A 26,612-nucleotide genomic window follows, 5' to 3' on the forward strand; every position below is an offset into this window, starting at 1 on the left:
ATTCCATTAATCCGCCCCTTACGGGGCGGGTCATGGCGAATTCAGTTTTGCGGATACAGGATGATTCGACCTTCCTCCATTTCGACGCGCACTTTGTTGCTGTCTTTGAAGCCCTTCGCATCGAGATAACCTGCGGGAATCTGAAGACGACCCGCTTTATCGAGAACGGCGTATTCAATATGGCTTTCTTGCTCGGCAAGAAGAGTCTCGGCATCAAGCTTCGCCAGCTCATCGGCGTACGATTCTCGGCGGAGCATCTCGGCGGAGGTTTTGCCGTCCCTGATCTGCACGACCCGATTGACCTTGCGGGCAAGAAGCGGATCATGCGTAACGATCACAATCGTAATGCCTAACGTTTGATTAAGCTTCCTAAACAGATCAAGCACTTGTTCGGAAGTCTTCGTATCCAATGAGCCTGTCGGTTCATCGGCAAGAAGCAGCTTGGGCTCGTTTGCCAAAGCAATGGCAATGGCCACTCGCTGCTGCTCTCCTCCGGAAAGCTCGCTGAGCTTGTTTTTCAATCGATGGCCAAGCCCAACCGCTTCCAGCAGCTCGATAGCCCGCATTCTGCGGCGTTTGCCTTTCAAGAGAATAGGCAGCTCCACATTCTCAAGAGCGGTCAGATAAGGGATGAGATTGCGCGCGTTATTTTGCCATACGAAACCAACCGTCTCCCGCTTATAGCTCACCAGCTCCTTCTCGCCAAACGCAAGTAAGTCCTTACCGTCCACGAACAGCTTTCCCGCAGATGGTTTATCAAGGCCTCCAAGCATATTGAGCAGGGTAGATTTTCCGCTCCCCGAGTTGCCGATAATGGCCATCAGCTCTCCGGCTTCCACCGTCATGTCCAGCCCTTGCAAAGCAACGACCTCGAGATCGGCGGTTTTGTAAATCTTGACAAGCTCCTCGCATCTGATCACGGTTTATTCCTCCCCCAGCTTCAGTGCTTGTGCAATCCGAGTCCGGGACAGCCGGTAGCCAAGTATGAGCAGACCAATGGCAAGAGTAAAGCCAACAATGCCGTATAGCTGCAAATAATCGCTTAGCTTATAGACAATCTCGAACGGCGGTACCTGCTCAGTCGTTGCAAACGACATCTCGAATAACGGAACGAACAGCTCGCTGATCGTATTGCCTATCCATACACCGATTATGACCGCCGCACCCGAGGTAAGGAGCTGCTCGCTGAGCAGCATTCCGATAATTTGCGGAAAAGGTATGCCCATCGCCCGCAAAACCCCGTATTGCAGCGTTCGTCCCGACAAAGCGAGCACCCAGAACAGCAGGAAACCAAAGAAGCTGATCAGCATGGAAATGACAAAGCCAAGCGTCATGACTCCGTTAATCGCTAATCGGAACGGATCGTTTTTGGAGGCGATCAGCTCCTGCCTTGCATCATGAAAACTAGTCATACTCATTTTCGAAGAGGTTAATTGATCGTAAATCGCTTGGCTGGAGACGCCCTCCTTCAATTTAATCCATACCTCGTAAGGCTCTACCGCCAGGCGGTTCTGAATCGTGCTTAGATGGCCAACAATGAGATTGGGCTTGGACGGCTTCTCTTCCCCGTCAGCCGCAGCAGGCAGAGGATTCCATCCTGGCCAGTAATCAATAATGCCGTACACGGTAAACATGGCTTCATCCAATCCGTCCCAATAGACCGAAATGGGGTCTCCGGGCTTGACCTTTGCGGCATCGGCCAATGATCTCGAGATTAGAACCGCTTTAGGGTTGGTTGCGATCAGATTCAGATAGCTGTTTATCGGATAATCAAGAAGATTGTCCTTCATCCAAGCGGTTTGACCAAAATCCATCGTGTCGATTCCAACCAGAGTGGCTGCCCCGTTTGTTTTCTTCGTGCTTCCCGCGCTGAATCTGGCCTCTTCCTTCCGGAATACTTTGGCGGTTGCTTGGGCGCCTTTCAGTTGACGGAAAGGCTCGAAAGGCGGTTCCGTATACTGCACTTGCCTAAAGCTTGATTCTTGCGCGGTCTGCCCGGCAGGCGCCGCACCTTGCATCATCGGCGGAGGAGCGTCGCTCTCCCAGCGCGTGGTCAAGGTCATATCCGCTCCAATGCTGTACTGAATTTTGCTGTCTATGTTATCGTTGATCGTCCGAGCCGCATTGGCGCTGAACAATCCGGTTGAAACGGTCAGGATCAAAAATACTTTAATCGTCAAATACTGAGCGGATGAACGGCTAATCTGTACAAGCGTATTGTATAGTGCCGGCGGCCACCATTTGCGTCCGGCCCAATAAACAAGCCGGATAAACCATGGATAAATCCTCAGCACCAGCAATCCGGCTCCCAGCGCAAACAGCGCGGGCATCAGAAACAGGAGAGGATCCACCTGCAGGGCATCCGAGTTCAGAGCAAGACGCTTTAAATCCTCCTGCCGGTTGTTGAAATTATAGAGCAAATACAGCGCTAGACCGACAAGCAGAATATCGATGCCCGCCTTGTGCCAGAAGGACATTTTGGTTAGTCTTGCCGCCTGCTGCTTATGATTCACAATCGATACCCGCGTAGCCAGAAATGCCGGAATCAGAATAAGCGCGATGGCCGCTGCCACTGCCGCTGCCGCAATCTTGTAGGCGCTGCTCGTCAAACTAACCTCAAGCGCCGAACGCTGCACAAATTCCAGAAATCCGCCCGATGCTCCAAGCACTTTCGAAAAAGCAACGCCAAGAAAAGGACCAACCGCTAGCGCGCTTATTCCTAGCATCAGGCTTTCGAGCAGATAGGCGGTCATAATCTGCAGCCGGCTTGCCCCGCGGCTTCGGAGCACGGAAATTTCCGTTTTTTGTCTCTCTATCACGAGATTTGCAGCCATATATAAATAAAAAGCAAGCATCAGCATAACCGGGGAATACAAGGACAGCATCATGACGTCTAGCTTTTCTTTCTTGCCCTGATAGGAAGAGATCGTTTCACTCGCGGGAACATTAACCTCCGCCGCTCCAAGCCTGCCGCGGAAATAACCACGGATCGCGCGATTGGCTTCCGAGAAGGCTTCGATTTTGTCCAGGCTCATCTGTTTGTAATCCAAAGCATAACGCCACTCCAGATCGGATACTCTTACCTTGCCGTCCTTCGAAACGAATTCGCGTTCAAATTGCTGAAAGGGGATTAAAAATCCGTCCGGCTCATCCGTTGCCAAAAAAGGCAGATAGGGATCCGCTGCCGGGTCGGTATCGATAATGCCAACCGGAATGACCTTTAACAGCTGCTTATCCGGCGTTTCCGCCACAACCTCCTCCCCCAAATCCCGTTTGACGGAATTAAGGAACTTTTGCGTAACAACCGCTTCAAACAAACCATCCGTGCGGTCAACGGGCATGCGGCCGTCAATCAGGCGAACCCGCTTCTCCATGTCCGACAAGGATTTGAAGCCGCCTGTTGACTTCTGCGTCTTCTTTTCTTGTTCCGATGCGTCCGCACCGTACACCTTCATCTTCTGAGTGAAGCGCTGCTGATAAAAGGACAGAGCTTCAAGCCCCATCCGCTCCGGAACCGACAGCATGTAACGATCGGCACGATGAATCGCGTCGACGGTTTTCTGGTCCATCTTGTTGGAGGATACGGAGGTGCTGACCCGCACATATCCCGGATATACCAAGTTCTTGCTTTGGACACCTTGCAGCTCCTTCTGCAAAGTCCGCTCAAGGATGGCATCCGAATAGAGCGGCATCGAGCTGAACAAGCCTACGCATACGGTCAGACCAAACCATAAATTCAGCTGCAGCCATTTATTTTTCGCCATCTTGCGGAGAATCATCGTCCATAATGCCATGCTTACACCTCATTCTCGTGCCCTGGCGCGAGACCGGGCCCATTGTAGCGTCAATTATTCAGAATAACCCGTTGCCCTTCCTCCAGGCCCTTCACGATCTCCGCCTCGGTTGGCGTCGTCAGCCCAACTTCGACATCGACTTCTTTTTTACGCTCACCGTCCGCAATTTGGACGTAAGATCGTCCCATATAGGAACGGATTGCTTTGCGGGGCAGCACAATCGCATTTTCCCGTTTCTGAAGCTCAATGGTCATGTCCGCGCTATGTCCGATTTGAATGCCTTCGGGAGGATTGTCGATTCCCATCACGACGGTAACGGCGTTACTGTTCGATTTGGCCTGATCGGTCGTGACGGGAGCGTTAGACGGCGATTGCAGCACTTTGCCGGCATAGTCCTTGCCTTTATACTTTAATTGGACAGGCATGCCCGCCTCGACGCCAAGCACATCCTTCGCGTCGGATGCCACGTAGGTGAGTTGGATGCTGGAAGGGTCCGCCACGGTTACAATGTTCTGATAGGCATTTACCCGGTCGCCTGTTTTGATGGAATCAACAAAAATAACGGTACCCGATATAGGCGATAACAGCCGGGATTTGCTCAGGCGGCTTTCCATAGCCTGCAGTGACAGCTGCTCCCGTTCCAGATCGATTTCCTTCAGGCGTTTTTCCGTTCCGGATGCTCCGTCCCGAACCGCTTCGCTGTACAGAAGCTGTACTCGTTCTACATTCAGCTTCTGCAGCCGAACCTGCAGCTCCAAGTCATCCGTCTCCAATTCCGCCAGCAATTCGCCGGCCTTCACCTGTTGGCCTTGCGTAACGTTTACGGATTTCAACTGACCGCCGGATTCGGTGAAGGAAAGCGTCTTCACCTTTGAAGAAATAAAGGTTGCGGTTCCCTTGAGCGAGGTCTGGATACTGCCTCGGGTTACCTCTACGAAATCCAGCTTTTCTTGCACCGGCTGTATGAGCGGAGGCTGCAGTGCGGCTTCCTCCTGCGGGAGCAGGGAGCATCCGGACAGCGTAATCGCGGTTATGGCAAAAACGGCTGACCGTTTGGTTATCCGGTTAAAGAAGAGGCGTTTGATTTGTTGTTTTAGATACAATTTTCCCATCCTCCAATGCAATAACATGATCGACGAGCTCCATAATCCCCGGGTCATGGGTGGTAAGCAGAATCGTCATTCCGGAACGGTTAACCAAATCCCTGAATACGCGCATCACCTGCAATCCCATCCGGCTGTCCAATTCAGCGGTTGGCTCGTCGGCAATCAAAAGAGCAGGCTCATGGGCAATCGCCCTCGCGATAGCTACTCGCTGCTGCTCGCCGCCCGACAATTCCATTGGCCGATGTTTCATCCGCTCCCGCATGCCTACCCGTTCAAGCGCCCGCTCGGCAGCTTCGCGATTCCCCTTTACCGGCGTCCCGGCAATTCGCAGCCCGAACTCTACATTCTCGTAAGCGGACATAAGCGGGATCAGCCCAAACGACTGAAAGACGAGCCCGATTTCCTTCCGGCGCAAGGCGTTTCGCTCTTTCCCGGACAATCCGGTCATTTCTTCTCCGCGGAAATAAACTTGCCCCTCGGTAGGCTCGTCGAGCGCGCTCAAAATATTTAACAAGGTTGTTTTACCCGAGCCTGAACGCCCTTTCAGCGCTACCATAGTGCCCGCGGTTATTTCAAGATGAATATCCGACAAAGCCGTAACTCCGGCATTCCCTTTCCCGAATACCCGCTTAATGCCTGTTGCCCGCAGCAGTTTCTCTTCGCTTGTATCTGTCTTCGCTGCCTGTATAACCGGCATCTGTGTTCCCCCTTCCCCTCTTGCGAACGCTTTTTCTTCCTTCTTAAAAAGTGTAGTGCTAACAGAAAGAGGCAACAACCCGTCGTCCTTTGGTAGAACACCTGCCAAGATATAGAATGTGCCATACGGTTACGGGACAAAAAAGGGGCGTCCCATAAGTCATTGACATGACGAATGGGACGCCCATTTTTATTTGGGTTTGGGTTTGGGTTAAACAGCAACCTACGCATTTTAATGTTCTTCCGATCGCCATTGCTCAGGGATTCCTTTGAAGCCCTTTTGCACTATACTCCGATAATCCCCCTAACCATTTCTTTGGGGCGCTGCTCCGTATCGAACAGCAGCGGCCAGTTCTTCCTCCCTCTCACAGGAAAATGATCCAGCCAAGTATAATCGTCCGCCGCCCCCCAGAAGGTTACGCTTGTCAGAACCTCCTTGTATTCGCGGAACAGATCGAAAAATTGCTTGTAACGCTGCTCCTGAAGCTGCATCATTTCGGCCGTAGGCGCCGTAAGATCTGTACGCCGGTCATCAAAGGCGAAGACGGATACGTCCATCTCCGTGACTTGAAGCTTTAACCCAAGGGATGCGTAACGCTCGATGGCTTCCCGGATAAGATCCAAAGACGGGTCGTATAGATTCCAGTGTGCCTGGAGACCAATGCCATGAATGGGAGTACCGTTATCAAGCAAGGATTTCACCAGGGAGTAAATTTTTTCTCTCTTGCCGGGATTGCATTCATTGTAATCGTTATAGAATAGAAGGGCCTCGGGATCGGCCTCGTGCGCGAATCGGAATGCCTGCTCGATATAATCGTCTCCGATGCCATGCAGCCATTTGGAAGGGCGCAAGCTCTCTTCGCCGTCATCCGTCACCGCTTCGTTAACGACATCCCAGCAATAGACCGTATCCTTGTATCTCTTCACAATCGTCTCTATGTGGGACTTCATGCGGGCAAGCAGCAGTTCTCTTCCTGCCATTCCGCCATTGCCGTCCTCAAATACCCAGTCTGGCGTCTGATTATGCCAAATAAGCGTATGACCTCTGAGCTTCATGCCATTCTCGCGGGCAAAGCCGGCAATCCGGTCTGCCCGGTCGAAGGTATACAGATGCTCCTCCGGATGAAGGCTCTCGAATTTCATCTCGTTCTCGGCGGTTACGCTGTTGTAATGCTGCTTCAGCAGCTCGCTTTGACTGACAATCGTACGGTGGTTAACGGCCGCTCCAATCAGGAAATCATTACGGAAAGCCCCGGCTAGCGACTGTTCGCTTTTCTTCATCGTTGCGTCATTCATTTCGGATAACCCTCTTTCTGCTATTGGATAATGGCAAAACGAAAATAATCAAAATCGACGTAACCTCCGGACTGCTTAGTTGCATAATTAAACAAGCCTATCCGGTACCCCATGAAATGGTCAAGCGTATATTTCATTTGCAAAGGCGATCCGATGGACGTCCATTCTTCGCCGTCCGCCGAATAATAGAAAGAAGCAAGATCGATGCTGTCGCGGAAGTCGAAGTCAATCCGTACATGAATTTCATTGCCGGCATATAAATGCTTTTCTGCCGTTTCCATCCCTCCGTCACCGCGGTTCAGCCCCATGACGACAAAGCGCTCACCGCTGTCTTCCGCCTGAACGCCAACCGTGCCATACTGGCTTTGCAGGGCAACTAGACCGGCGTAGTCTCCAGCCTTCATGCCGGATAAATCGATCACAGCTTGCCCGCTGCATGCCGGTCCGACCGTCCTTTGCGTTAGCGTATTTCGGGCAAGCACGACACTGTCGGCCAATTGGCCTGTCTCTAACCGCAGGTAACCCGGCCTGGCCGTTACCGACCAACGCGAGTGGTCCGGATTGTGATTCCACTGCCAGTTCAAGGCCAGATGATTCGATGCATATTCGAATTCATCGCTGATAACAATCGGTATGGCAGCCGATTCGGGCAGGTTAGCTTCGAAGGAGACCGGTGCGTTAGAGCCGTCATCGCCGCCAATGACGGGCCAGCCATCCTGCCAAGTCATCGGCAGGATATATGGAATGCGCCCAACCGCGTCATGATCCTGGAAAAGAAAGGCGAACCATTCCCCGGAAGGCGAATCTACGATCCCGCCTTGAGCAACGCCCTTGTTGTGATAGCCGAGGTCATCGTCCAACATGACCTTATGCTCATAAGGACCGAGCAGCTCCTTCGAACGGTAGCACAGTTCTCTGCGGCGGCCATGTCCGGTTCTTGGCCAATCGATGAAGAACAAATAATAATAACCGTTGAACTTGTAAGCATGACAGCCTTCCATGCGCAGCCCAATTCCATCCCGTTCCCCTTCAAGCAGCAGCTGGCGGATTCCGTCCGGCTTGATTGCAGTGGCGTCGGAAGTTAATTCGGTTATAAAGATGTCCCCGTTGCCGCTGAACACAAAGACCCGTTCTTCATCAAAGAGCAGCGCTGGATCATGCAGAAGCCCCTTGATCACGGAGCGCTCCCACGGCCCGTTCTCGATATCCTCGGTCCGGTAAATATAGAATTGCTGCATATCGTTACAGGAGAAACAGACGTAATAGATTCCGTTATGGCAGCGAAGACTGGATGCCCAGGACCCTTTGCCGTATATCCCTTTGCCATCCGACAAATTATGGGCGGCATTGTCTTCAATCCTGTCGAAGACGTAATTGACAATCTCCCAATCCTTTAAATTAATCGATTTCATAATCGGACAGCCCGGCATCGAATGCATGCTGGTGCTGATCATATAAAAGGCATCCTCTACTCGAATGATATCGAGATCAGGCACATCCGCCCAAATGACGGGATTCGTTATAACGGTGCCGCTCATTTGCATTTCCCCTCTCGTCCTCAAAATCGGGCTCAAGCCTACAGAACATCTTTAAGCTGTCGCCTACTGTGCGCGTCAAGACTTTTCCAGTCGTTAATCTCACAGCGTTTGCCGTTCATATCCGTTAGAACAATCCGGTTGCCTCCCGGAAATTGAAGATGCTCATGCAGGTTTCTCATCGTCAGCCGGGTTTCTCCAAGATGGGTCACAACTTCCCATATCCACAGATCCGATTTAAACTTCACGCTGGCGATATGCTGTACCTTAGGAAGAAAATATCGGAACTGAAGCTCCTTATCCAGTTCGGCAGCGCATTCGGCGGACAACTCCGCAATATGGCGGATAACGCCCAGTTCTTCCCCGTCAGTCGTTCTTACCGAAATATATTCCGAAGCGTAACGAAAAGGAAACGTCCGGTAGATAAGCAGCTCATCATAAGGTTTACCGTCCACCACGCCTTGCAGAACGCCTCCGTTGCCCCTGCTGAAGTAAATTTCTTCCGGCTGGAACAGCCGGATATGATAACCGTCTGCCATCAGCCTTCAACCCCCTTAATTTGAGACAGCTCTTTCTGCGCGTCCACAAGCTTGCGGTAAAACCCTTTCTCTTTTGCAAGAAGCTCTTCATGGGTGCCGACTTCAACGATTTTGCCGTGATCCAATACGACCAGCCGATCCGCGTTGCGGAGCGTAGACAGCCGGTGGGCGATGGCAAAGGTTGTGCGCCCCTGGATTAACCGGGATATCGCATCCTGGATTTGTTTTTCCGTTTCCGTATCCACCGATGCTGTCGCTTCATCCAGAATCAGAATGCGTGGATCATGAATAATGGCCCTCGCTATCGCTACGCGCTGCTTCTCGCCTCCGGAAAGCTTATGCCCTCGTTCACCCACGCGCGTGTCGTATCCATCCGGTAGACGGACAATAAAATCATGCGCGTTGGCGATTTTAGCCGCGCGCATAATTTCCTCCGGCGACGCATCCGGCTTCGAATAAGCAATATTATCCGCAATGGAGCCGTCGAACAGGAACGTTTCCTGAAGCACGACGCCAATCTGCTTCCGCAAATCGGATTGGCTGATCTGCCGGATCGAGATACCGTCGATATAAATATCGCCTTCATCCGTATCGTAGAACCGGCAGATCAGATTAATAAACGTCGACTTGCCGGCGCCGGAATGCCCGACGAGTCCAATCATTTCTCCCTGCTTCACTTGAAGATCGATATCCTTCAGCACAGGATGATGCTTTTCGTATCCATAGGTAACCTTATCGAATCTAACCAGCCCTTGAATGATGCCAAGAGTGGCCGGCCGACTGGCTTCCGGAACCTCCGACGGCGTATCCATGATTTCGAATACGCGGTGGGCGGCCGCCATGGCATTGCTTGCCCAGTTGATCATTTGGCTGACCCATTGCAACGGACCAAACAGCATGCCGAGATAAGCAACAAGGGCCATGAGAACCCCAAGCTGCATATCCTCATGCAGCACCTTGTTGCCTCCGTTATACCAAATAAGCAGCGTCCCTATTCCCGCAATAAAATTGAAGGCCGGAAACATGAACTGCCACAGCCCCTCCATCCGGATATTGTTCCGAACCACTTCAACATTGGCACTTGCATAACGGCCCATTTCCTCCCGTTCCCTGCCGAATGCCTTAACGACGCGAATACCCTGCAGCGAGTCGCCAACAAGCGTATTCAATCGGAAAATGGAACGCCATTGCTGGTACCAGCGGCGTCCGATCTTAGGCCAGATGGTCATCGATACCGCAACCATGACCGGTACGGGCAGCAGAGCGAACAGCGATAGCTTCCAGTCCAAGCTTAGCATAATAACGAAGATCGCGACGATTCGCAAAGATTCTCCGCACACGAAAACAACCCCGTCGGTCATGAACTGCCGCATCGCTTCCGAGTCGCTGTTCACGCGGCCGATAAACTGGGAGGTTTGCCGGCGGTCGAAGAAAGAGATTGAAAGACGCATCAACGAACCGTAAATATCTTTGCGCAAATCTCCCATCAGCTTGGAGCCAACCCAGACCCCGATATATCCCCTTACCGTCTGCATCACCGACAGCATTAAGGTTGTAGCTCCCAAGCCGAGAATAAGAAACAATAAGATGGACCCCTTATTCTGCGCCTGAAGCACATCGTCGATAATGACCTTTGTCAAATAAGGCGGAATCAGCTCTACGAACGTGGTCAGGATAAGCATGCAGGCGGCAGCTGCCAAATGTCCTTTATACGGCTTGGCATAGCGCAGCATTCTGGCAGCGGCTTTACCGCTGTTCATGCACAGCTGACAGACCATCGTGCCTTCATGTAGCGGATTGCCGCAGGTCGGACAATGCTTTGGAATATCCCGCTCCGATAAAATCGGCAGCGCTTCACTCTTCGCCAGCGCACTAATCAGCTTTGCCGCAAAATTGAATACCGGCGTCATGGCTGCCGTATAGCGCGCTATAACAACGGGAGAATCGTAAGTATCCGCCAGAAGCGTGCCTCCCCCTACCGCTGCGACAGCACGCGCCGCTTTCAACCCGCTTACTTCAAGTTTCATGACCAGCAAACCATCCTTATGCCAGACCGCGATGTCCCGGTCGGTCACAGCCAGCCATTGCTCCCCGAAGCAGCCGTCGAACTGCAGATCGGACTTCACGCTAAACAGCAATTCTCCCTCGACCTGCTTCATCAGCTGCTCAGGCAGTTGATCCATGATGGACATAGTCCCCTCCTGCTTCGTCAAATCGTTATGGTTAAAAGGTAAGCAAGGCAAGTTTATCTCTATGGCGCAAGTTCCAACAACCTGCCGGATTGCGGGACTATTACCCGCCAAGCTATAGTTAGCCGGCCTTCTTCTATCCCGGCTTCTTCGGAAACAACAATTGTCCATATAGAAGCAACTTGAAGCTATAGGCTGCGAAAATCCCTTATGTTTAAATACAATCGAACGATTCATATTTCAAACACGCGAAAGGATGTAAGCAATAAATGGACAAACCTCTTCTGGGCCTTACCCCCGCCATGGGATGGAACTCGTGGAACACGTTTACCTGGGACATTAATGAGCAATTGATTCGGGATGTTGCCGACCGATTCGAATCGGACGGGTACAAAGCCGCAGGATACGAATATATCGTCATTGACGATTGCTGGAGCTTGAAGCAGCGGGACCAGCAGGGGAATCTGGTTGCCGATCCCGCCAAATTTCCAAGCGGAATGAAAGCGCTTGCCGATTATATCCACTCCAAAGGCTTGAAATTTGGCATGTATTCCTGCGTCGGCACCCATACCTGCGCGGGTTATCCTGGAAGCTTCGAGCATGAATTTCAAGACGCCAGGTTATTTGCCGAGTGGGGCGTCGACTATCTGAAGTACGATTACTGCTTCAAACCCCGCCATATCTCCGGAGAATTGCTGTACAAACGAATGAGCCTTGCTCTTAAAAACAGCGGGCGGGAGATCCTCTTTTCTGCCTGTAATTGGGGCGAAGACAATGTCTACCAGTGGATACGCGAATCGGGTGCCCATATGTACCGTTCAACGGGCGATATTCAGGATCACTGGGAATCCATTAAGAACCTGACACTCTCGCAGCTGGACAAAGAATGCTATACCGGCTCCTTCTGCCATAACGATATGGACATGCTGGTTGTCGGCATGTACGGCGGCAGCAATAATTCGTTTATCGGCAGCAAAATAGGAGGTTGTACCGATAACGAATACAAGACCCATTTCTCTTTATGGTGCATGATGGGCTCACCACTTATGATGGGCTGCGATATCCGCACGGTTAGTCAGACGGCCAAAGACATGTTGCTTAACCCGGAGCTTATTGCCATTAATCAGGACATCGAGAGCCGAGGAGCTTACCGAATCAAGCCGGAGCCGCAATGGTTCCATACCGAAGATGTCTTTATGCTGGTAAAGGTACTCTCCGACGGCGACGTTGCGATCGGCTTCTTTAATCTGAGCGATGATCAGCGAGAGCTGTCGCTGCAATTCTGGGATATCGGACTTCCTTATGCTTCCGGGTACTCCTTATCCTTGCACGATTGCTGGGAACAGAAGGAGCTTGGCGTGTTCAAGGAGCGATTCGCTCCCGTTGTACCGGCGCATGACTGCCTGATTGTCCGGGCCAAGCTGGTTGAATAATGAACGGAAAAGCTTGCAAGACGTGCCTGGCGCCCCTCCAAGGCGATGATCGGGCGATTTACATGAAGCTTGTCTCCAGAACGGCGCAGCAATTTTTATGCATCGATTGCCTAGGAGTTAAGCTTAATTGCGGACGCGAGCCCCTGGAGAAGCTGATACGCTATTTCAGGGAATCCGGCCATTGCGTCCTCTTCCGCTAATGGGTTTCGTTACGGCCATGCAGCGTCATATACTCGGAAGGCGTGTATGACGTTGCTTTTTTGAATACTTTGGAGAAATACAGCTGGTCTTTGTAGCCGACCGAGTAAGCAACCGATTTGACGGACAACACGGAGGACTCCAGCAGCCCGCACGCCCGTTCAATCCGGTATGCAGTCACATAGCGGGATACGGACATGCCTGCTTCTTCCTTAAACAAACGGAACAGGTAGCTTCTCTCCAAGCTGACTGCGTTTACGATATCGGACACCGACAGGTTTGCCCGCCAATAATTAATGACGATATACTCCTTAGCCATCCTCACGTAATCGACCGGCTGAGATTCTCTTGGGTAAACCTCCAAATAATAGGACAACAGCAAACGCAATTGCGCCTCCGCTCTAATTCTCTCATAAAGCCTCGCATCCGCCCTTGGGGCGACGGGAAAATACGGCTTCAAATTATACGGACACGACTTCGCCACGGGATAATCCCTCTCAAGTTCGGTCATGTCCACCAGCCGCTCCGCCTCTTCTCCTTTAAATTCAATCCATATATACTCCCAGGGATCCTCAGGATCCGGATAATAGTAAATTTCCGTTTGCGGAAAAATCATAAAACTATCGGCTGCCGTTAAGGCGAATCGCTGATTGCGCGTCTCCAGCGTACCCTTCCCGCTTATAATGAAGTGCAGCGCGTAAACATCGCGTACTCCCGGCCCCCACTTATGCTTGTTGGCAGGCTTATAACCGCTGTAGGTACAGATTAACCGACTGTTGGTAAGCGTATCGGAGAATCGAACGGTCCTCATGCAGCATCCTATCCTTTCCGGCTAAAAAAGACCGCGGCCATTCCAGCCGCGATCTTTCTTCACAATCTCTTGCTTACTGGCCGAACTGCCAGCTATGCAGCTTGAACAGCTTGCTGTCCGGTTTGCCTTTAAACACTAGATACAGGTCATGCGTACCGTCGGCGCCGGTTACGTTCGTTAGATATTCTACGCCTTCCGCTCCGGTAGGCTGAACCTGCAAGGTTCCAATCAGCTTGCCGTCCGCGGCATCCAGCCGCAGCTCCATGACGGCGGCAGATCCTGCTTCAGATACGGTTGCGGCAAATCTACGGGCGCCTTCGCTGCCGAAATCAACCTCTGACAAGGCGATCCAATCTCCGCTGTCCATATCGGTGACAGCCATGCCGCCGTCAGAAGAAGCCTCCGTTGCGATTCCCGCGTTCCATCCCATCGTTGACGCTTCTACGCGCTCATAAGGATTGAAGACTTGAATTTGGGGAACTCCTTCGTAATTCGCCGTAATCTCTTGAATGGACTGATCGGCATCCTGAAATTTAACTTCATTCAGATGCGTGGAACGATACCCCTTAGGAACCCCCATTGCCTTCGATAAAGTCTGGGCATGGTAAGCAATATACCAGGCATCCTTGAATTCGAAGATGACATGATGGTTATTGCCGCCAACTCCAAAGAAATGCCCGGGATTCTTCAGAATCGTCCCGCGGTATGTCCAAGGCCCCATTGGGCTATCGCTTATCATATAAGCAATCTCTCCCGCCGGGGGACTGCCTTCCGGACGCTCGCCATTATAAAAATTGGAACAATACGTGAAATAATAAATGCCGTTATGCTTGTTAATTCCGGCATCCTCGAACATAAAAGGCGCGGGAATATTTTGTGCTTCGCCTACAACGCTGACCATATCCTCGCCCAGCTCCATCACCCGGGCGGTATCAGGCCATTCATCCTTTCCTTCCGGCACTCCGCCTCCGAAATAAATATAGGCCTTGCCGTCATCGTCGACCAATACTGCCGGATCAAATAACCAAGTCACCTTCTCAACACCGGGCGTCGATCTTAGAATAAGTGCTTTTCCGATAGGATCGCGCCAAGGACCGATGGGACTGTCCCCCTCCAGAACGCCGATTCCACTGGCATTATTGGCGAAGTAGAGGAAAAATTTATCTTGACCATTGATGACTTTATGAGCAATTGCCGGAGCCCAGGATTGAGTTGCCCATTTCGCTGCCCCTTCAGGACCCGCAACCGTAATTACCCCGTGATCGGTCCAGTTCACCAGATCCGCTGAGGAGATAACACCAATCTTGTTAATATTGCCGTACGTATTATCCTTAACGCTTCCGTCCTCGCCGTATTCCAGGACGTCATTCGTCATGTAAATATAGACCCGTCCGTCAAATACTAACGCGTAAGGATCCGCCCCAAACTTATGAGACACAAGCGGATTGCCTTGAGAAGGGATTTTGCCAACCGCACTCGCAAGCTTAACCTGTAATTCTTCCATGGATAATTCCTCCCGATTCGAATAATGAGACGTTATTAATAAAACAAGAACCGCCGTAAGAAAACCAAGCAGCAAAGCCGCCCTTAAAATTAGCCGTTTCATAAACTACCCCCTAAGCCGGAGCTAGGGCATCCCGATATTCCTGCGGCGTCATGCCGGTAGCCTTCTTAAAAAACCTTGTAAAGGAATGAGCTGCTTCGTATCCGACTTTAACCGCGACTTCCCGCACTTTATATTCGTCCTCCTTAAGCAGTTCCTTGGCTTTTCTTATCCTGCAGGTGTCGATGTATTCGGATACATTGACGCCGCATTCCTGTTTGAAAAACCGGGATAAATACGAAGGATTGAAATAGTTTAGCTCCGCCAAGCGGACAAGCGACAAATCCTCGCTTAAATGGTCGTTGATATATTCGCAGATTTTTTCAATTACGCTCGCTGCGTTTTCTTTGCTCTCCGGGCTTTTCGCCCGAAACAGCTGTTCGGTTATCTGCTTTAAATATTCAACAGCCTCTTGCATGGAGGAATGTTCCTCCAGGCGCATCAGCTTGCAATAATCGCTAATCTCCCGGCAAAGCCCATTCCGGTTAATATACGTAAACAGAGTAAGAGCGATCGAATAATAGATTTCCATTTTCCGCGTGGCCGTACTGTTTTCGTGCAGCATCACCATGCTTAAATCAGCAAGCGCTTCTATGAATTTCTCCGCTTTGCCGGCCTCAAGAAACCCGGCAAGCATTTCTGCTTTCGAAGAAACCTGTCCTTCTTCCTTCGATTGCTGCTCACGCGGATCTTCGAGCGGTTCCCCGCGATCCGTTACAATAATGGCTATACCTGTACCACCTATTTTCATGAGTTGCAACTGGCGGAGCCTTTCGTATTGCCGGCTCATCTCATTCCAATTGCAAACATCTCCGCTGAGCGTAAAGGCCAACGACAGGCCAAGCGATTCCAGGCAGGTCTCCTGAATCAGTTCCAATGTACCTTCCAGATAACGAACCAAATGATTATTAAATTTTAGCTCCTCCCGTTCATTGGACTGCAGCAGCCATAAGAGATCTCCTTGTTTATCGATAATACCGATTTGCTTCGTCTTCTCGGACAAATAGGAATTGCATACGATCCTTGCCTTAGTAAGAATCCCGCTTCTCTCGATGTAGGAAGCATGCTCCGGATACGTTAAATGACCCCGCACGAGAAGGATTGGAGCGGCGGGATCGAGCCCGATGTTCATTTTGGCGAATTCATCCCTGAGTCTCTCCTCGCAAAGGCTATGTCCGCTGCTTTCTTGAAGCAGATGACGAATGTAATCTCCTTGTGCCGCCTGCTCAATCGCGTAAAGCTGCTCGCGGGATTGCTCCAGCATTTTGCTCATCTGATTCTCGTATTCGATCTCCTCTATGACTTCCGTTACGGTTGCCGTCACCTTGTCATAGCCCTCCGTCTTCAGCAAATATCGAACCTTAGGCATTTGAATAGCCTTGTAAGCATAGTCGAACTCGCTGAAGCCTGTCAGGAAAATGACCTTGCTTCTTGGCCAGAAGGCCTGAATTTCCTCGGACAGCTCTAAGCCGCTCATACCGGGCATACTGATATCGGTCAGCACGATATCGATCCTTGTCCGTGCCATCCACTGCAAGGCTTCCTTGGCAGAATAGGCTTTGCATACATCGAGCTTCTCGGGCATCAGCCGATGAAACACCTCGTACAGCGAGTCGGTAATAATGTCTTCATCATCCACAATCAGTAATCTATACAAGTCCTCCGGCCCCCTCAAGCTTGATTCTTATTTCCACCCTCATGCCATTGAGCTCGCTTCTGGATAAATAAAGACCGCTGCCTTCCCCGTAAGTCAGCATAATTCGCCGATGAATATTAATCATGCCTGTCATTTCACCGGATTCGCCTTTGCTGTCCAATCTCGCTTGCAGTTGCTCCAGCTTTTCATTGTCGAGCGGATAATCGCCGTTATTCTCAACAATGACTCTAGCCTCCTCTTGATCCATGCAGAAGGAAACGCGGAGCAAACCTTCATTTGTCATTTTCTCGAGACTATGTTCATAGGCATTCTCGATAATGGGCTGAATAATCAGCCTTGGCACGCGTATTCGTTCCATGTCCTTGGGCAGCTCATCAAATTCAACCTTGATTCTCCTGGAGAATCGGAGCTTCTGAATTTCGGTATACATTCTGGAATGCCGCGTTTCTTCGGCCAGAAGGACGTTATCCTCCCCGTTGCGGGTAATAAAACGATAATATTCGCCAAGCATATTCGTAAAAAGCTCTACCCGCTCCAAATCGCCGGTTTTTGCCAATGAGTTCAGAATAAAAAAGCTGTTGTACAAAAAATGCGGTTTAATCTGGGATTGAAGCTGCTTGAGCTCTGCCTTTTGCATCATCATCGTTTGTTTGAAATCCTGATCAATCAGTGTCTGCAGCTTGCTAATCATCTGGTTGAACCGGTTATACAAATAGCCGAATTCATCCTTCTTCTCATGGTCAATGTGAATGTCTAGTGCACCTCCTTCCATCTTTCTGAAGCTTTGCACCAGCAGCAGCAACGGCTTGTGAACAAATTTATAGGTAGAAAAAGCATAGATGACAATGGCGCAGAATGAGGTCAGCGCAAATACCCATGCCCAGTTGTTGAAGCCGTTCAGCGGCTTCTTCACAACCGACTCCGGCAGATAAGCGACAACCGATAATCCAAGCGGCTCGGAATACGCTTTGTCCAAATGATAGTTTTTGTCGTCAATACGCGTAACTACAGTGTTTTCCTTTGTTCGGATAGCCGCAAACACATAGCTCTGCAAAGCGTCGGAGGTGCTTGGGTTGCTGGCGAGCGTATAGCCTGTGCGTTTTGAAATAAGAAAAGAACCGCTTTCGGGATAGACGCTGATTTGCTGCAAGGACTCTCTTAGCTTTTCCATATCCAGTTCAATCTGAACGATATAAATAGGCTCGCCTTCCTTGCCCCCATATTTGGCTGCGCTTAGATTAAGAGCGTCATTGTACCGGATCAAGCGTCCTTCCTTCTTATCCACTTCATCGTGGAGAAAATCGAAGCTATGCCGATCGAATTCATCCACTCCGTTGCTTGAAGAAATGCTTTTCTGAATGGTACGTATATGCACGGAGATATCCTTGATATAGACGCTGCTGTTTTTAATAGAAGTAAAACGGTGAAGCAAGTAATCGATGCTGGCCTTCTTATCCGCGTTATCCATCAAGCTCCAGGTTACCGCCAGTTTATTGAGATCGTTATCCTGCAAAATATCGTATTGTTGAATCTCCAGCCATTCTATTTCGTGATTTAAATCTTCCAGATAGTAAGAGAGCTGAGCCGTCGTATTTTTCGATATCTCATTGCTTGCATTTGCGTAACTCCAGTTGTACAGATACACGCCTAGTAGAATTATAGGCAGGATAACAACCAAATTCGTGATAATAAGCCGAACAAATAAAGCATTGCGCCATGAATTAGCGGGCAGTCTTAACAAGTGATTACCTCCGTTGTTCATACCACTGATTAACCTCAGCTGTTATTTTGTCGCCGCCCAGCTTGTACCAGTCCTTTACGAATTGGTCGAAGTCATCGATTGGTCTGCCCAAAATAATATTCATGTAGGTTTCATTTTGCAGATCGTTAAGAATTTGCTGCTTGTCGATCATGGTATCCGTAGGAGCGCCAACAAAGCTCTCGTACAGCAGCTGATTGTTTTTCTCATATTCGTTAATGATCGAAAAAGCGCCATTCGGGCCATAGGTTTTATACCAGCCCCACCCGGATTCGCCAGCACCTCCGGACAAATAATCATCCATTCTCTTTTTGATGTAGACCGCTTCGTCCTTCAGCTTCGCGTAATTACCCGACTTTCGAGACTCTTCGATCTGCCTGTAAGCCTCCAGGTTTTTTCTTGTCGGAGAAGGGGTAACCGGAGATAACTGCCATACCGCGTAAGTGTTATTGTAAAATTTCTGGTATTCCGCGGTTTGTCCCCAATTCTTCTCCAGATGCAGGTTAAACAGCTTAACGATAGCCTCTGGATGCTCATAGCCCTTTCTGACGGCGAAGAAAGTGTTCGTGTTGAATTTAAGCGGTACCTTGGGCGGTTGCCCCGTAGCAGATACAATGGGAAAGGCCTGCCAATCCGCATCGGAATCATTATCGCGGCTTGATTGAACCAGAAACGAGGCCCATTGTTCCCCGTAGATCATGCCGATTTTTCCCGCGGCAATCCATTTGCCAGCCTTCTCCCCATCCTTCAAAGCAAATTCGGGGTCAAGCTGTCCTTTACTATAAATCCCCTGAATCACCTTCAATGCCGTTTTGACTTCCGGCTGGATACCTCCGTACACAAGCTTTCCTTGCTTATCCTTAATCCATATATTCGGAAAAGCATCGTAACCGGCCATAAGATCTACAAGCCCCATCACCGGATCCCCTAAATATTTCGTCGCCGCAAGGCCATAGGTATCCTTTTGGCCGTTTCGGTCGGGATCCTCCTCTGTAAACGCTTTCGAAATTGCCAGTAAATCGTCCATGCTTTTTGGCGGTGCCAATCCGAGCTCCTTAAGCCAGTCCGTTCGGATCCATAATAAATCGGCATCTTCAATCGACGAGCCGGTCTGCGGGATGCCCATCAGCTTGCCGTCTATCGTAGCCGTCTGAAAAGGGCCGTCGCCTTCCTCGCTAAGCACTTGTTGCGTTAATGGAGAAGCAAACTTATCATACACTTCCGTCAAATCTTCGATTAACCCCGCATTGCTGAGCTCTCTAAGCTGCTGGGCATTTACCTGAATAACGTCCGGAATGTTGCCGGAAGCAATGGATGCCCCAAACTTCTGACGGTACAAATCCCCTTTGGCCGTCCAGTCATACTTAATTTTGATTCCCAAAACTTCCTCGTCAAGCCTTGTCCAACGGTTATCCTCCAGCGTTTCTCCAGGCAAGCTGGCAATTAAGTCTTCTAATCCTTCACCCACTTCGCGCACAAAGGAAAGTTCAATAGGGGGATCAAAACGACTTAATGAAGGATCTTTATACGTGACGGGAGCCGGCGCGCGGCTTTCTTCGGGCAGGATTGCCTGGCTATCTTTCTCGCATGCAGATAAAGCTGACATAAGAATTAGTGCCGTCATCATTGGCTTTACCTTATTCAATCTCGGTTTTGGCATCCGCAACAGGATTACCCCTTTTCACTCGGGCGCAGCTGCGACGAGTCGTATGATATTCATTATCTTGGTTGGAACCTGATAATACAATAAGCATCTTTTTATGTCGTTACCCGTTGTTTACTTTTTCTTTAATCATATTATCCATCGGGTTAACCCCCATAATAAGACAGGTGTTCAATACCTTTTCCCTAGTAGTACACTCGTTGATGGAAGCGCTTCCCAACTAAAAATAAAGGAGTTGGTTTATTAGTGAGTAACAGAAAATCAAGCTGGCTTTTAAAATTGTTCACTCTGATGGCCCTCATGTTAACGCCGTTATTGTTGAACAATCCTCCCGCCAGCGCATGGTCCGGAATGACGACGTCCAAGCTTCATGTCAGCGGCAATCAGTTGGTGAACAGCAGCGGGCAGCCGGTCGTTCTAAGCGGCTGGCATCAGCCCTCCGGGGCCTACTGGACATACCAGGACAGCAGCTACTATCTGAATCAATACGGCGGAAACAGGCATGCCGCGGTGCTGGCTTATTTAAAGGATATTACCGATACGTTTACCGATACGTCAAGCAAATACGGCAGTAGTCACGGATGGTATATGAATCAGGTCCGTCTGTTTATCGACCGCGAGGATATGGGGGATGTTGCCGCCGGCACCTACAATTTCGCAGGTCTGCAATCCGTTACCCAAGACGTCATCATTCCGTACATCAACTATGCCAAGACCAAAGGAGTTTACGTTACGCTTGGGCTTGATTTCACGATTCTGAACAACCAGGCGACAACGCAAGCCAATCTGGACAAGTTCAACCAAATCTGGGGCTATTTATCCTCCCAGCCCGCGATCAAGAGCGCGGATAACGTCATGTTCGAGCTCATTAATGAGCCTGTTCAGGCCTATGCCAACGGTACTTGGGGAGGCAATCCCGCTCAAAGCGACTTTGTTGCGTACTGGAATTCGCTTAAAAACTTCCAAAATTCCATCATTTCCACCATTCGCGGCAACGGAGCAGATAACGTCATTTGGGCTGCGGGGCTTGGCTGGGATCAGTATTATCAGCTTTGCGCCTCCTATCCGCTGACGGATCCTCTGAACAATTACGGCTACGCGGTTCACTGGTATCCGGGTTATGGCGCACATGACGACTATGCCGCATTGCAGCAAATATGGGACGACACCATCAAGCCTTGCGCCAATAGCTATCCGATCAATATTACCGAGACCACCTGGTTTAAAACACAGCCCGGAGACTCCTCTTATTGGGAGCTGTTCAACGGCTCCAGTGAAGGCTTCGGCAAAAATACGAAAGCGATATTCACCGCTGCCGGCAATGTCAGCATCGCCGTTCATATGAATGGCTTCCTGCTGGAGCCCGGAGCAAGAAGCTCGTTCGCGGATCCAACCGCAGGCCTGAAATACGACGGCAATGCCGCACGGGACGGCATGGCCCGATTCCTATTCGAATGGTATTACGAGCGGGCGCAATGGCATCCATGGAACGGGATTTGGAACGGGCTGCAGTCCGGATCGACTTACAAAATCATTAACCGGGCTTCCGGCAAAGCGCTTGAGGTGCCCGGCGGCCAAAACACAAACGCGCTTCAGCTCCAGCAATATACGGATAATGGCGCAACGGCACAGCAATGGGTTATTACCGATCAAGGCGTCTATAACAATTACTACAAACTGAAAAGCGTCAGCTCCTCCGACGGCAAAGTCATGGATGTACGCAACGGCACAAAAAACAACGGAGAGGCCATCCAGCTCATGTCCGATCTCAACAATACGGCGCAGCAGTTCCGGCTGATCAAACTAAGCAACGGGTATTGGAGCATCATTAACGTCAATAGCAATAAGGCAGTGGAAGTTGCCAATTCCTCCACCGCCAACTCTGCCGTCATTCAACAAAATCTATACCGGGGCAACCTGAATCAGCAGTGGCAGCTTGTAAAAATTAATTAATGAATAGAACCGAGGCAGAGAGCCCTGCCTCGGTTCTTAGATTTGTTGCTCATCGAAACAGCAGCTGCGAGAAATGGTGCAAATCATTATTCCACACCGGCAAAACTTTCATTATAATAACAACTCCTTAAGAATGTATATTTCATTCTTGGAAGTTTAAGGTTATCCTATTTCATTATGAATCTTTCTTGCAATAGGAATATGCCGTTTTGAAAGGAGAGGCTGACGGATGAATCATATCCACTATGTGGGAAGCGATGCCGAGCATGACCGCGATTTCATTTTTGATATTCCGCAAGGTCATCACTGCTGGCTGCTCGTCATTACCAAGACTCCGGCACAATTCTGGGTAAACGGGGAGCTTCAACAATACCCCTCTCATAGCGCAGTCCTATACCGGGCACATCAGAAAATCTATTATAAAGCTTGTACCGATAAATACGTAAATGACTGGATTCGCTTTGAATCGGACGAGCCCTACGTTTCAAACACATCGCTGCCGTTTGGCATTCCATTCTCCCTGGATGATCCGGATTACTGCCACAAGCTGTTCGAACTTCTTGTCATCGAACACAATTTCGATAGGGATTGCAAGAAATCCTCCATAGATTGTCTGCTCCGCACCTTGTTCAACAAGCTTCTGGAGTCTTATTGCCATGACGGCTTTACAACGCAATACTATGATATATTAAGGCTGCGCGCAGCGATTCAAAATAACCCGGGAGATCATTGGACGGTTCCGAAAATGGCGGAACGCCTCCGGATCAGCCCGGGTTATCTTCAAACCCTTTACAAAAAGACCTTCGGCATATCCTGCATCGAGGATGTCATAAGCTGCCGCATTCGCCTTGCAAAGGAATATTTGTTCCAAGGCTCCCAAACGATTAACGAAGTTGCGCGCCGCTGCGGATACCAGAACGTAGAACACTTCTGCCGGCAATTCAAACAAGTGACGGGATTCTCACCTCGAAAATTTCAGATGCATGCCAGCCCCTCCGAACAGGGTCAAGGCAGTACCCTTAATTTGCCTGAATCAACCGATTGGCTTTGAAATATTCCGTTACGAGAAACTTCATGACCTCATTAGGCTGTTCCTCGTCGAACTCCGCCGTATCCGCGAATTTCATCCCAAACGGGGCATCAGGCGTAAAGGGCTTCCAGTATGTCATTTCTTCTCCCGTTGCATCTACCCCGTTTGGATCGCCGGTATGGATAAAGTTCGCCCAATAGTTGCACATTTGCCGGGCGAGATCGTAATGTTTGCCGACAAACGGCCTCCAGCATTTGGCAAGCGTCTCGAAGAAGAACCATAAATCGACCGAATGGAAGGTTCCGGGATTATCCCATCCTGGAATTTCCGCATCGAAATTGTAATAATAAAGCGGCGTCTTGCCCCCCGTATCCGCATTTGCCTGGCCAGCAATCCGAATCGCATATTCAATGCCGTTTACCGAGGCCTTCTTAATGATTTCTTCCAGGTTTCCCGATTCATAGTCGCATAGCTTCAGGAATGACTCGGCGTCGTCGCCGAACTTATCCTTGGCCATCTGTTGAAACTCCTTCAGCGAATCCGATTGCGGAATGCTGAAAAACTCCGAAGACGTATGCCCAAACATGACGGGTACCTGCAGCCGTTGGTTTTGAAGGAATAACTCGAACGAGTTCCCCACGTTGAATTTATGATCTACGACCGTCCCCCAGAATGCCCGATATTCCACGATTTTATCCCGTAAATAGACGGCATCCAGACTCCGGGCTTCCTCAAGCGAGGTTACCCCCAGATAGTCAAAGAACTGGATGCCTTCCTGCTGGGCTTCCTCCAGCGTACGGAGAAACCTTGGCATTCCGGCGTTCGGGTATAAAGGGGCAAACAATCCGCTCTGAACAATCGCTTTCTGAAAAAGCTCGTTATTCTGCGGTGAAGTAAGCTGGTTCATGACGCTGCCGCCGCCGGCAGACTGTCCGCCAATCGTCATGTTGTCCGGATCGCCGCCGAAAGCCGCGATATTGCGTTTCACCCATCTTGTAGCGGCCTGCTGGTCAAGGTGGCCGAAGTTTGCGGGCGCATCCGGCGCTTCCGCTGTAATCTCGGGATGGCATAAAAACCCGAACGCATTCAGACGATAATTGACGGTAACAACGACAACGCCTCTTCTTGCAATGCGTTCGCCGTCAAATTCCATTTCGGACGGATGACCGACCTGAAGGCCGCCGCCGAAGTACCATACGAATACGGGCAGCTTTTCATCCGCGCGTTTGGCCGGGGTCCATACATTCAGGTAAAGACAATCCTCGCTCATCGCAATATCCGGCTCCACGGCCCATTCCCGCGTATAAATATTATTGTCATCCAGTTCCTGTCTGACCTGCAGCGGTATCGGCGAATATTCGTAAGCTTTCAATATGCCATCCCAAGGATTAGCCGGCTGCGGGGCGCGCCAGCGGTTTTCTCCTATTGGAGGGGCGGCAAAGGGAATTCCTTTAAAGCTGGTGATCCGGGGGTCTGCGGCCGGCAGACCCTGTACGATTCCCGTTTCGACGTTTACAACTCTAAGCATGCTTCATTTCCCCTTCCAGAATTTCATTATTTGCTTGCCGTTGCATCGGCACGCATTTTCACGATCTTTCCGGCTTTTTCCGTGTCAACCGCAACAACGTCATTCCAGCCGAGTCCTACGACATCGCTCTGCATTTTGGTCCATAATTGATCGAATTCGCCCTGGTTCTTGGCAAATACCATCTTCCAGGAGGTATTCTTCACGTAATCCGAAATCTGGCTGCGTTTGTTTTTGATATCCGACGAATCGCTGCCCAGACTTGTGTTGATATTCGGAACGATGTCAATCATATTGTTCTTCGTGTAATATTCGGTTGCATTCGCTGCGCCGTAAGTATTCTGCCAGTCTGTGGTCAAAGCCGTCTTGTTAGCCTCTAAAGTGGAGCTCCAATAAGTGCTGTTATAAAATTCTCCCGTTTCCGGATCCTTGACAAAATCGCTCATGATCATGCTGTTTATCTTGCTTTGTCCATCCTGGTATCCTCCGCCTCCGTATTGATCCGGAACCGGCGTGTTTTTCTGGAAGGCGGTTTGCCCTACCTCCGTCAGCTTGAACTTGCCGTCAGCGGTCTTTTCATAGTTAAAGCCTTCGAAACCGTTCGTGTAATAACGCAATCCTTCGGGAGAGACCATCCAATCCAGAAACTCCATGATTCTTTCCGGTTCCTTGGCTTTGGAGCCTAGCGCAAACACCCTGCCGTTACCGTAATAAGCATCGCTATTCTGGATAATGCGGGTATCGGCAATCGGAACAGCTACATTGCCGTCGCCGTTTTTGCCTCTTTCAATCGAGTTGTAGAAGCCTCTTTGCCAGGAGTACCATAAGAGAAGAACTTGCTTATTCGTCAGCTTTTCCGCGACTTTGTTCCAATCCTGCGAAGCGGAATCGGGATCCACGAGTCCCATTTGATTAGCCGTGAAATAGAATTGCAAAATCTTTTTGTACATGCTGTTATCGTCAATGAGAGGAACAATGTCGCCTTTGGCATTCAATTGAATGGTCGAGGTTCCGTCAGGCTGCTCGTAGCCGTACCAGTTGCTTAGCCAACGGACATTTTCCATGCTACCGCCATCCCAGTCCTTCCACAAAGTGATCGGAACAATCTTTTTACCGTCAGGCGTAGTTGGATATTTCTTTTGCATTTCCTTCAACGCATTCAGAAGATCGGTCAAGTTGTTCAGCTTGGGAGCCCCGATTCCCTTATAATAATCCCAAGGCATAATTGGACTGGAATACGGAATTTCCTCCGAGAAAGTCGTTGGGGAGGTGTCGGCCTCGAATGTCGGCATTGCGTAAATTTTCCCGTCCGGATTCACCTTATCGAAGGCTTTATTAAAAGGCATGAAATGATTATCCACGTATTTGGACAGGTATTGCGTGTTTTTCAGCTTGTCTGTAATATCCATGATGAGCCCTGCCGGAATTAACTCCTCGAGCTGGCTGTTATCAACGATAAGGAGATCACCCAAATTACCTGCAGCCGTCCGGGTCTTGTACAGTTGGTCGCCCGCGACTTGCGGCGCCAGAATGTTAAGGGTGATATTAAATTTGTCTTTAATGAGCTTGCCGTACCAGCCTGTCTGCTCTCCTTGGTAATTGGCCGCATTATCGTAGACGGTAATGGTGAGCGGTTTACTGTGGTCAATTCCTTTGCCCGATTGGGACGTGCCTTCCCCATTGCTTGGCCCCGTCGAAGCAGCCGGTTCATTGGAGGAACTCTGGCAACCCGCTAATGCTGTCGACAACAACAAGGTACCGGCAACCGAAAACAAACTCCACTTCTTTACTGCCATTCTACTCCTGTTCATTTGCAACCCCCCGG

At 50.1% G+C, this 26,612-nt stretch carries 18 protein-coding genes; 3 read left to right on the forward strand and 15 right to left on the reverse strand.

Going from position 1 to position 26,612, the window contains the following annotated elements:
* Positions 1-41: 41 nt before the first annotated feature.
* The 8 genes from WFJ73_RS10615 to WFJ73_RS10650 form a co-directional block, all read right to left on the reverse strand.
* On the reverse strand, positions 42-920 hold the full coding sequence (locus WFJ73_RS10615; protein WP_336772999.1) for an ABC transporter ATP-binding protein: 879 nt from the start codon (positions 918-920) through the stop codon (positions 42-44).
* 3 nt (positions 921-923) lie between these two features.
* Positions 924-3,794 (reverse strand): ABC transporter permease, encoded by a 2,871-nt coding sequence (locus tag WFJ73_RS10620; RefSeq protein ID WP_336773000.1) that lies wholly within the window; start codon positions 3,792-3,794, stop codon positions 924-926.
* A gap of 50 nt (positions 3,795-3,844) precedes the next feature.
* Entirely contained in the window at positions 3,845-4,897 is a 1,053-nt protein-coding gene (locus WFJ73_RS10625; protein ID WP_336773001.1) for an efflux RND transporter periplasmic adaptor subunit, read from the reverse strand.
* On the reverse strand, positions 4,860-5,597 hold the full coding sequence (locus WFJ73_RS10630) for an ABC transporter ATP-binding protein (RefSeq protein WP_336773002.1): 738 nt from the start codon (positions 5,595-5,597) through the stop codon (positions 4,860-4,862). The genes WFJ73_RS10625 and WFJ73_RS10630 overlap by 38 nt, the downstream gene beginning before the upstream one ends.
* 284 nt (positions 5,598-5,881) lie before the next feature.
* Positions 5,882-6,892, reverse strand: a complete 1,011-nt coding sequence (locus WFJ73_RS10635) for an endo-1,4-beta-xylanase (protein ID WP_336773003.1) — start codon at positions 6,890-6,892, stop codon at positions 5,882-5,884.
* Positions 6,893-6,912: 20 nt separating this feature from the next.
* Positions 6,913-8,430: a glycoside hydrolase family 43 protein gene (locus tag WFJ73_RS10640; protein WP_336773004.1), complete on the reverse strand. Its 1,518-nt coding sequence runs from the start codon at positions 8,428-8,430 to the stop codon at positions 6,913-6,915.
* Positions 8,431-8,468: 38 nt separating this feature from the next.
* Positions 8,469-8,966, reverse strand: a complete 498-nt coding sequence (locus WFJ73_RS10645; RefSeq protein ID WP_336773005.1) for a DUF1854 domain-containing protein — start codon at positions 8,964-8,966, stop codon at positions 8,469-8,471.
* Positions 8,966-11,158, reverse strand: coding sequence for an ABC transporter ATP-binding protein (locus tag WFJ73_RS10650; RefSeq protein ID WP_336773006.1), 2,193 nt, complete (start codon positions 11,156-11,158; stop codon positions 8,966-8,968). The genes WFJ73_RS10645 and WFJ73_RS10650 overlap by 1 nt, the downstream gene beginning before the upstream one ends.
* 266 nt (positions 11,159-11,424) lie before the next feature.
* On the opposite strand from WFJ73_RS10650, the gene WFJ73_RS10655 reads away from it, so the two are divergent.
* Positions 11,425-12,588: a glycoside hydrolase family 27 protein gene (locus WFJ73_RS10655; RefSeq protein ID WP_336773007.1), complete on the forward strand. Its 1,164-nt coding sequence runs from the start codon at positions 11,425-11,427 to the stop codon at positions 12,586-12,588.
* A gap of 196 nt (positions 12,589-12,784) precedes the next feature.
* Here WFJ73_RS10655 and WFJ73_RS10660 read toward each other — a convergent pair whose 3' ends face one another.
* The 5 genes from WFJ73_RS10660 to WFJ73_RS10680 form a co-directional block, all read right to left on the reverse strand.
* The gene (locus WFJ73_RS10660; RefSeq protein ID WP_336773008.1) at positions 12,785-13,597 is read right to left on the reverse strand and encodes an AraC family transcriptional regulator; all 813 of its coding nucleotides are present in this window, start codon (positions 13,595-13,597) and stop codon (positions 12,785-12,787) included.
* Positions 13,598-13,670: 73 nt separating this feature from the next.
* Positions 13,671-15,203, reverse strand: a complete 1,533-nt coding sequence (locus tag WFJ73_RS10665; protein ID WP_336773009.1) for a glycoside hydrolase family 43 protein — start codon at positions 15,201-15,203, stop codon at positions 13,671-13,673.
* Between the two features lie 10 nt (positions 15,204-15,213).
* Complete coding sequence (locus tag WFJ73_RS10670; protein ID WP_336773010.1) at positions 15,214-16,857, reverse strand: response regulator transcription factor; 1,644 nt, start codon at positions 16,855-16,857, stop codon at positions 15,214-15,216.
* Positions 16,850-18,598, reverse strand: coding sequence for a sensor histidine kinase (locus tag WFJ73_RS10675; protein WP_336773011.1), 1,749 nt, complete (start codon positions 18,596-18,598; stop codon positions 16,850-16,852). Before WFJ73_RS10675 ends, WFJ73_RS10670 begins: the two co-directional genes overlap by 8 nt.
* 4 nt (positions 18,599-18,602) lie before the next feature.
* Positions 18,603-20,276 (reverse strand): extracellular solute-binding protein, encoded by a 1,674-nt coding sequence (locus WFJ73_RS10680; protein WP_336773012.1) that lies wholly within the window; start codon positions 20,274-20,276, stop codon positions 18,603-18,605.
* 249 nt (positions 20,277-20,525) lie between these two features.
* Between WFJ73_RS10680 and WFJ73_RS10685 the strand changes: the two genes are divergently transcribed.
* Positions 20,526-22,232: an RICIN domain-containing protein gene (locus tag WFJ73_RS10685; protein ID WP_336773013.1), complete on the forward strand. Its 1,707-nt coding sequence runs from the start codon at positions 20,526-20,528 to the stop codon at positions 22,230-22,232.
* A 229-nt stretch (positions 22,233-22,461) separates the two neighbouring features.
* Positions 22,462-23,283: a helix-turn-helix transcriptional regulator gene (locus WFJ73_RS10690; protein WP_336773014.1), complete on the forward strand. Its 822-nt coding sequence runs from the start codon at positions 22,462-22,464 to the stop codon at positions 23,281-23,283.
* On the opposite strand, the gene WFJ73_RS10695 is transcribed toward WFJ73_RS10690, so the two are convergent.
* A complete protein-coding gene (locus WFJ73_RS10695; protein ID WP_336773015.1) occupies positions 23,252-24,790 on the reverse strand; it encodes a carboxylesterase/lipase family protein in 1,539 nt (512 codons plus the stop codon). The genes WFJ73_RS10690 and WFJ73_RS10695 overlap by 32 nt on opposite strands.
* A gap of 26 nt (positions 24,791-24,816) precedes the next feature.
* Positions 24,817-26,598, reverse strand: a complete 1,782-nt coding sequence (locus WFJ73_RS10700; RefSeq protein WP_336773016.1) for a hypothetical protein — start codon at positions 26,596-26,598, stop codon at positions 24,817-24,819.
* Positions 26,599-26,612: the final 14 nt, after the last annotated feature.

Source organism: Paenibacillus sp. MMO-58 (assembly GCF_037146255.1).
GTDB lineage: Bacteria > Bacillota > Bacilli > Paenibacillales > Paenibacillaceae > Pristimantibacillus.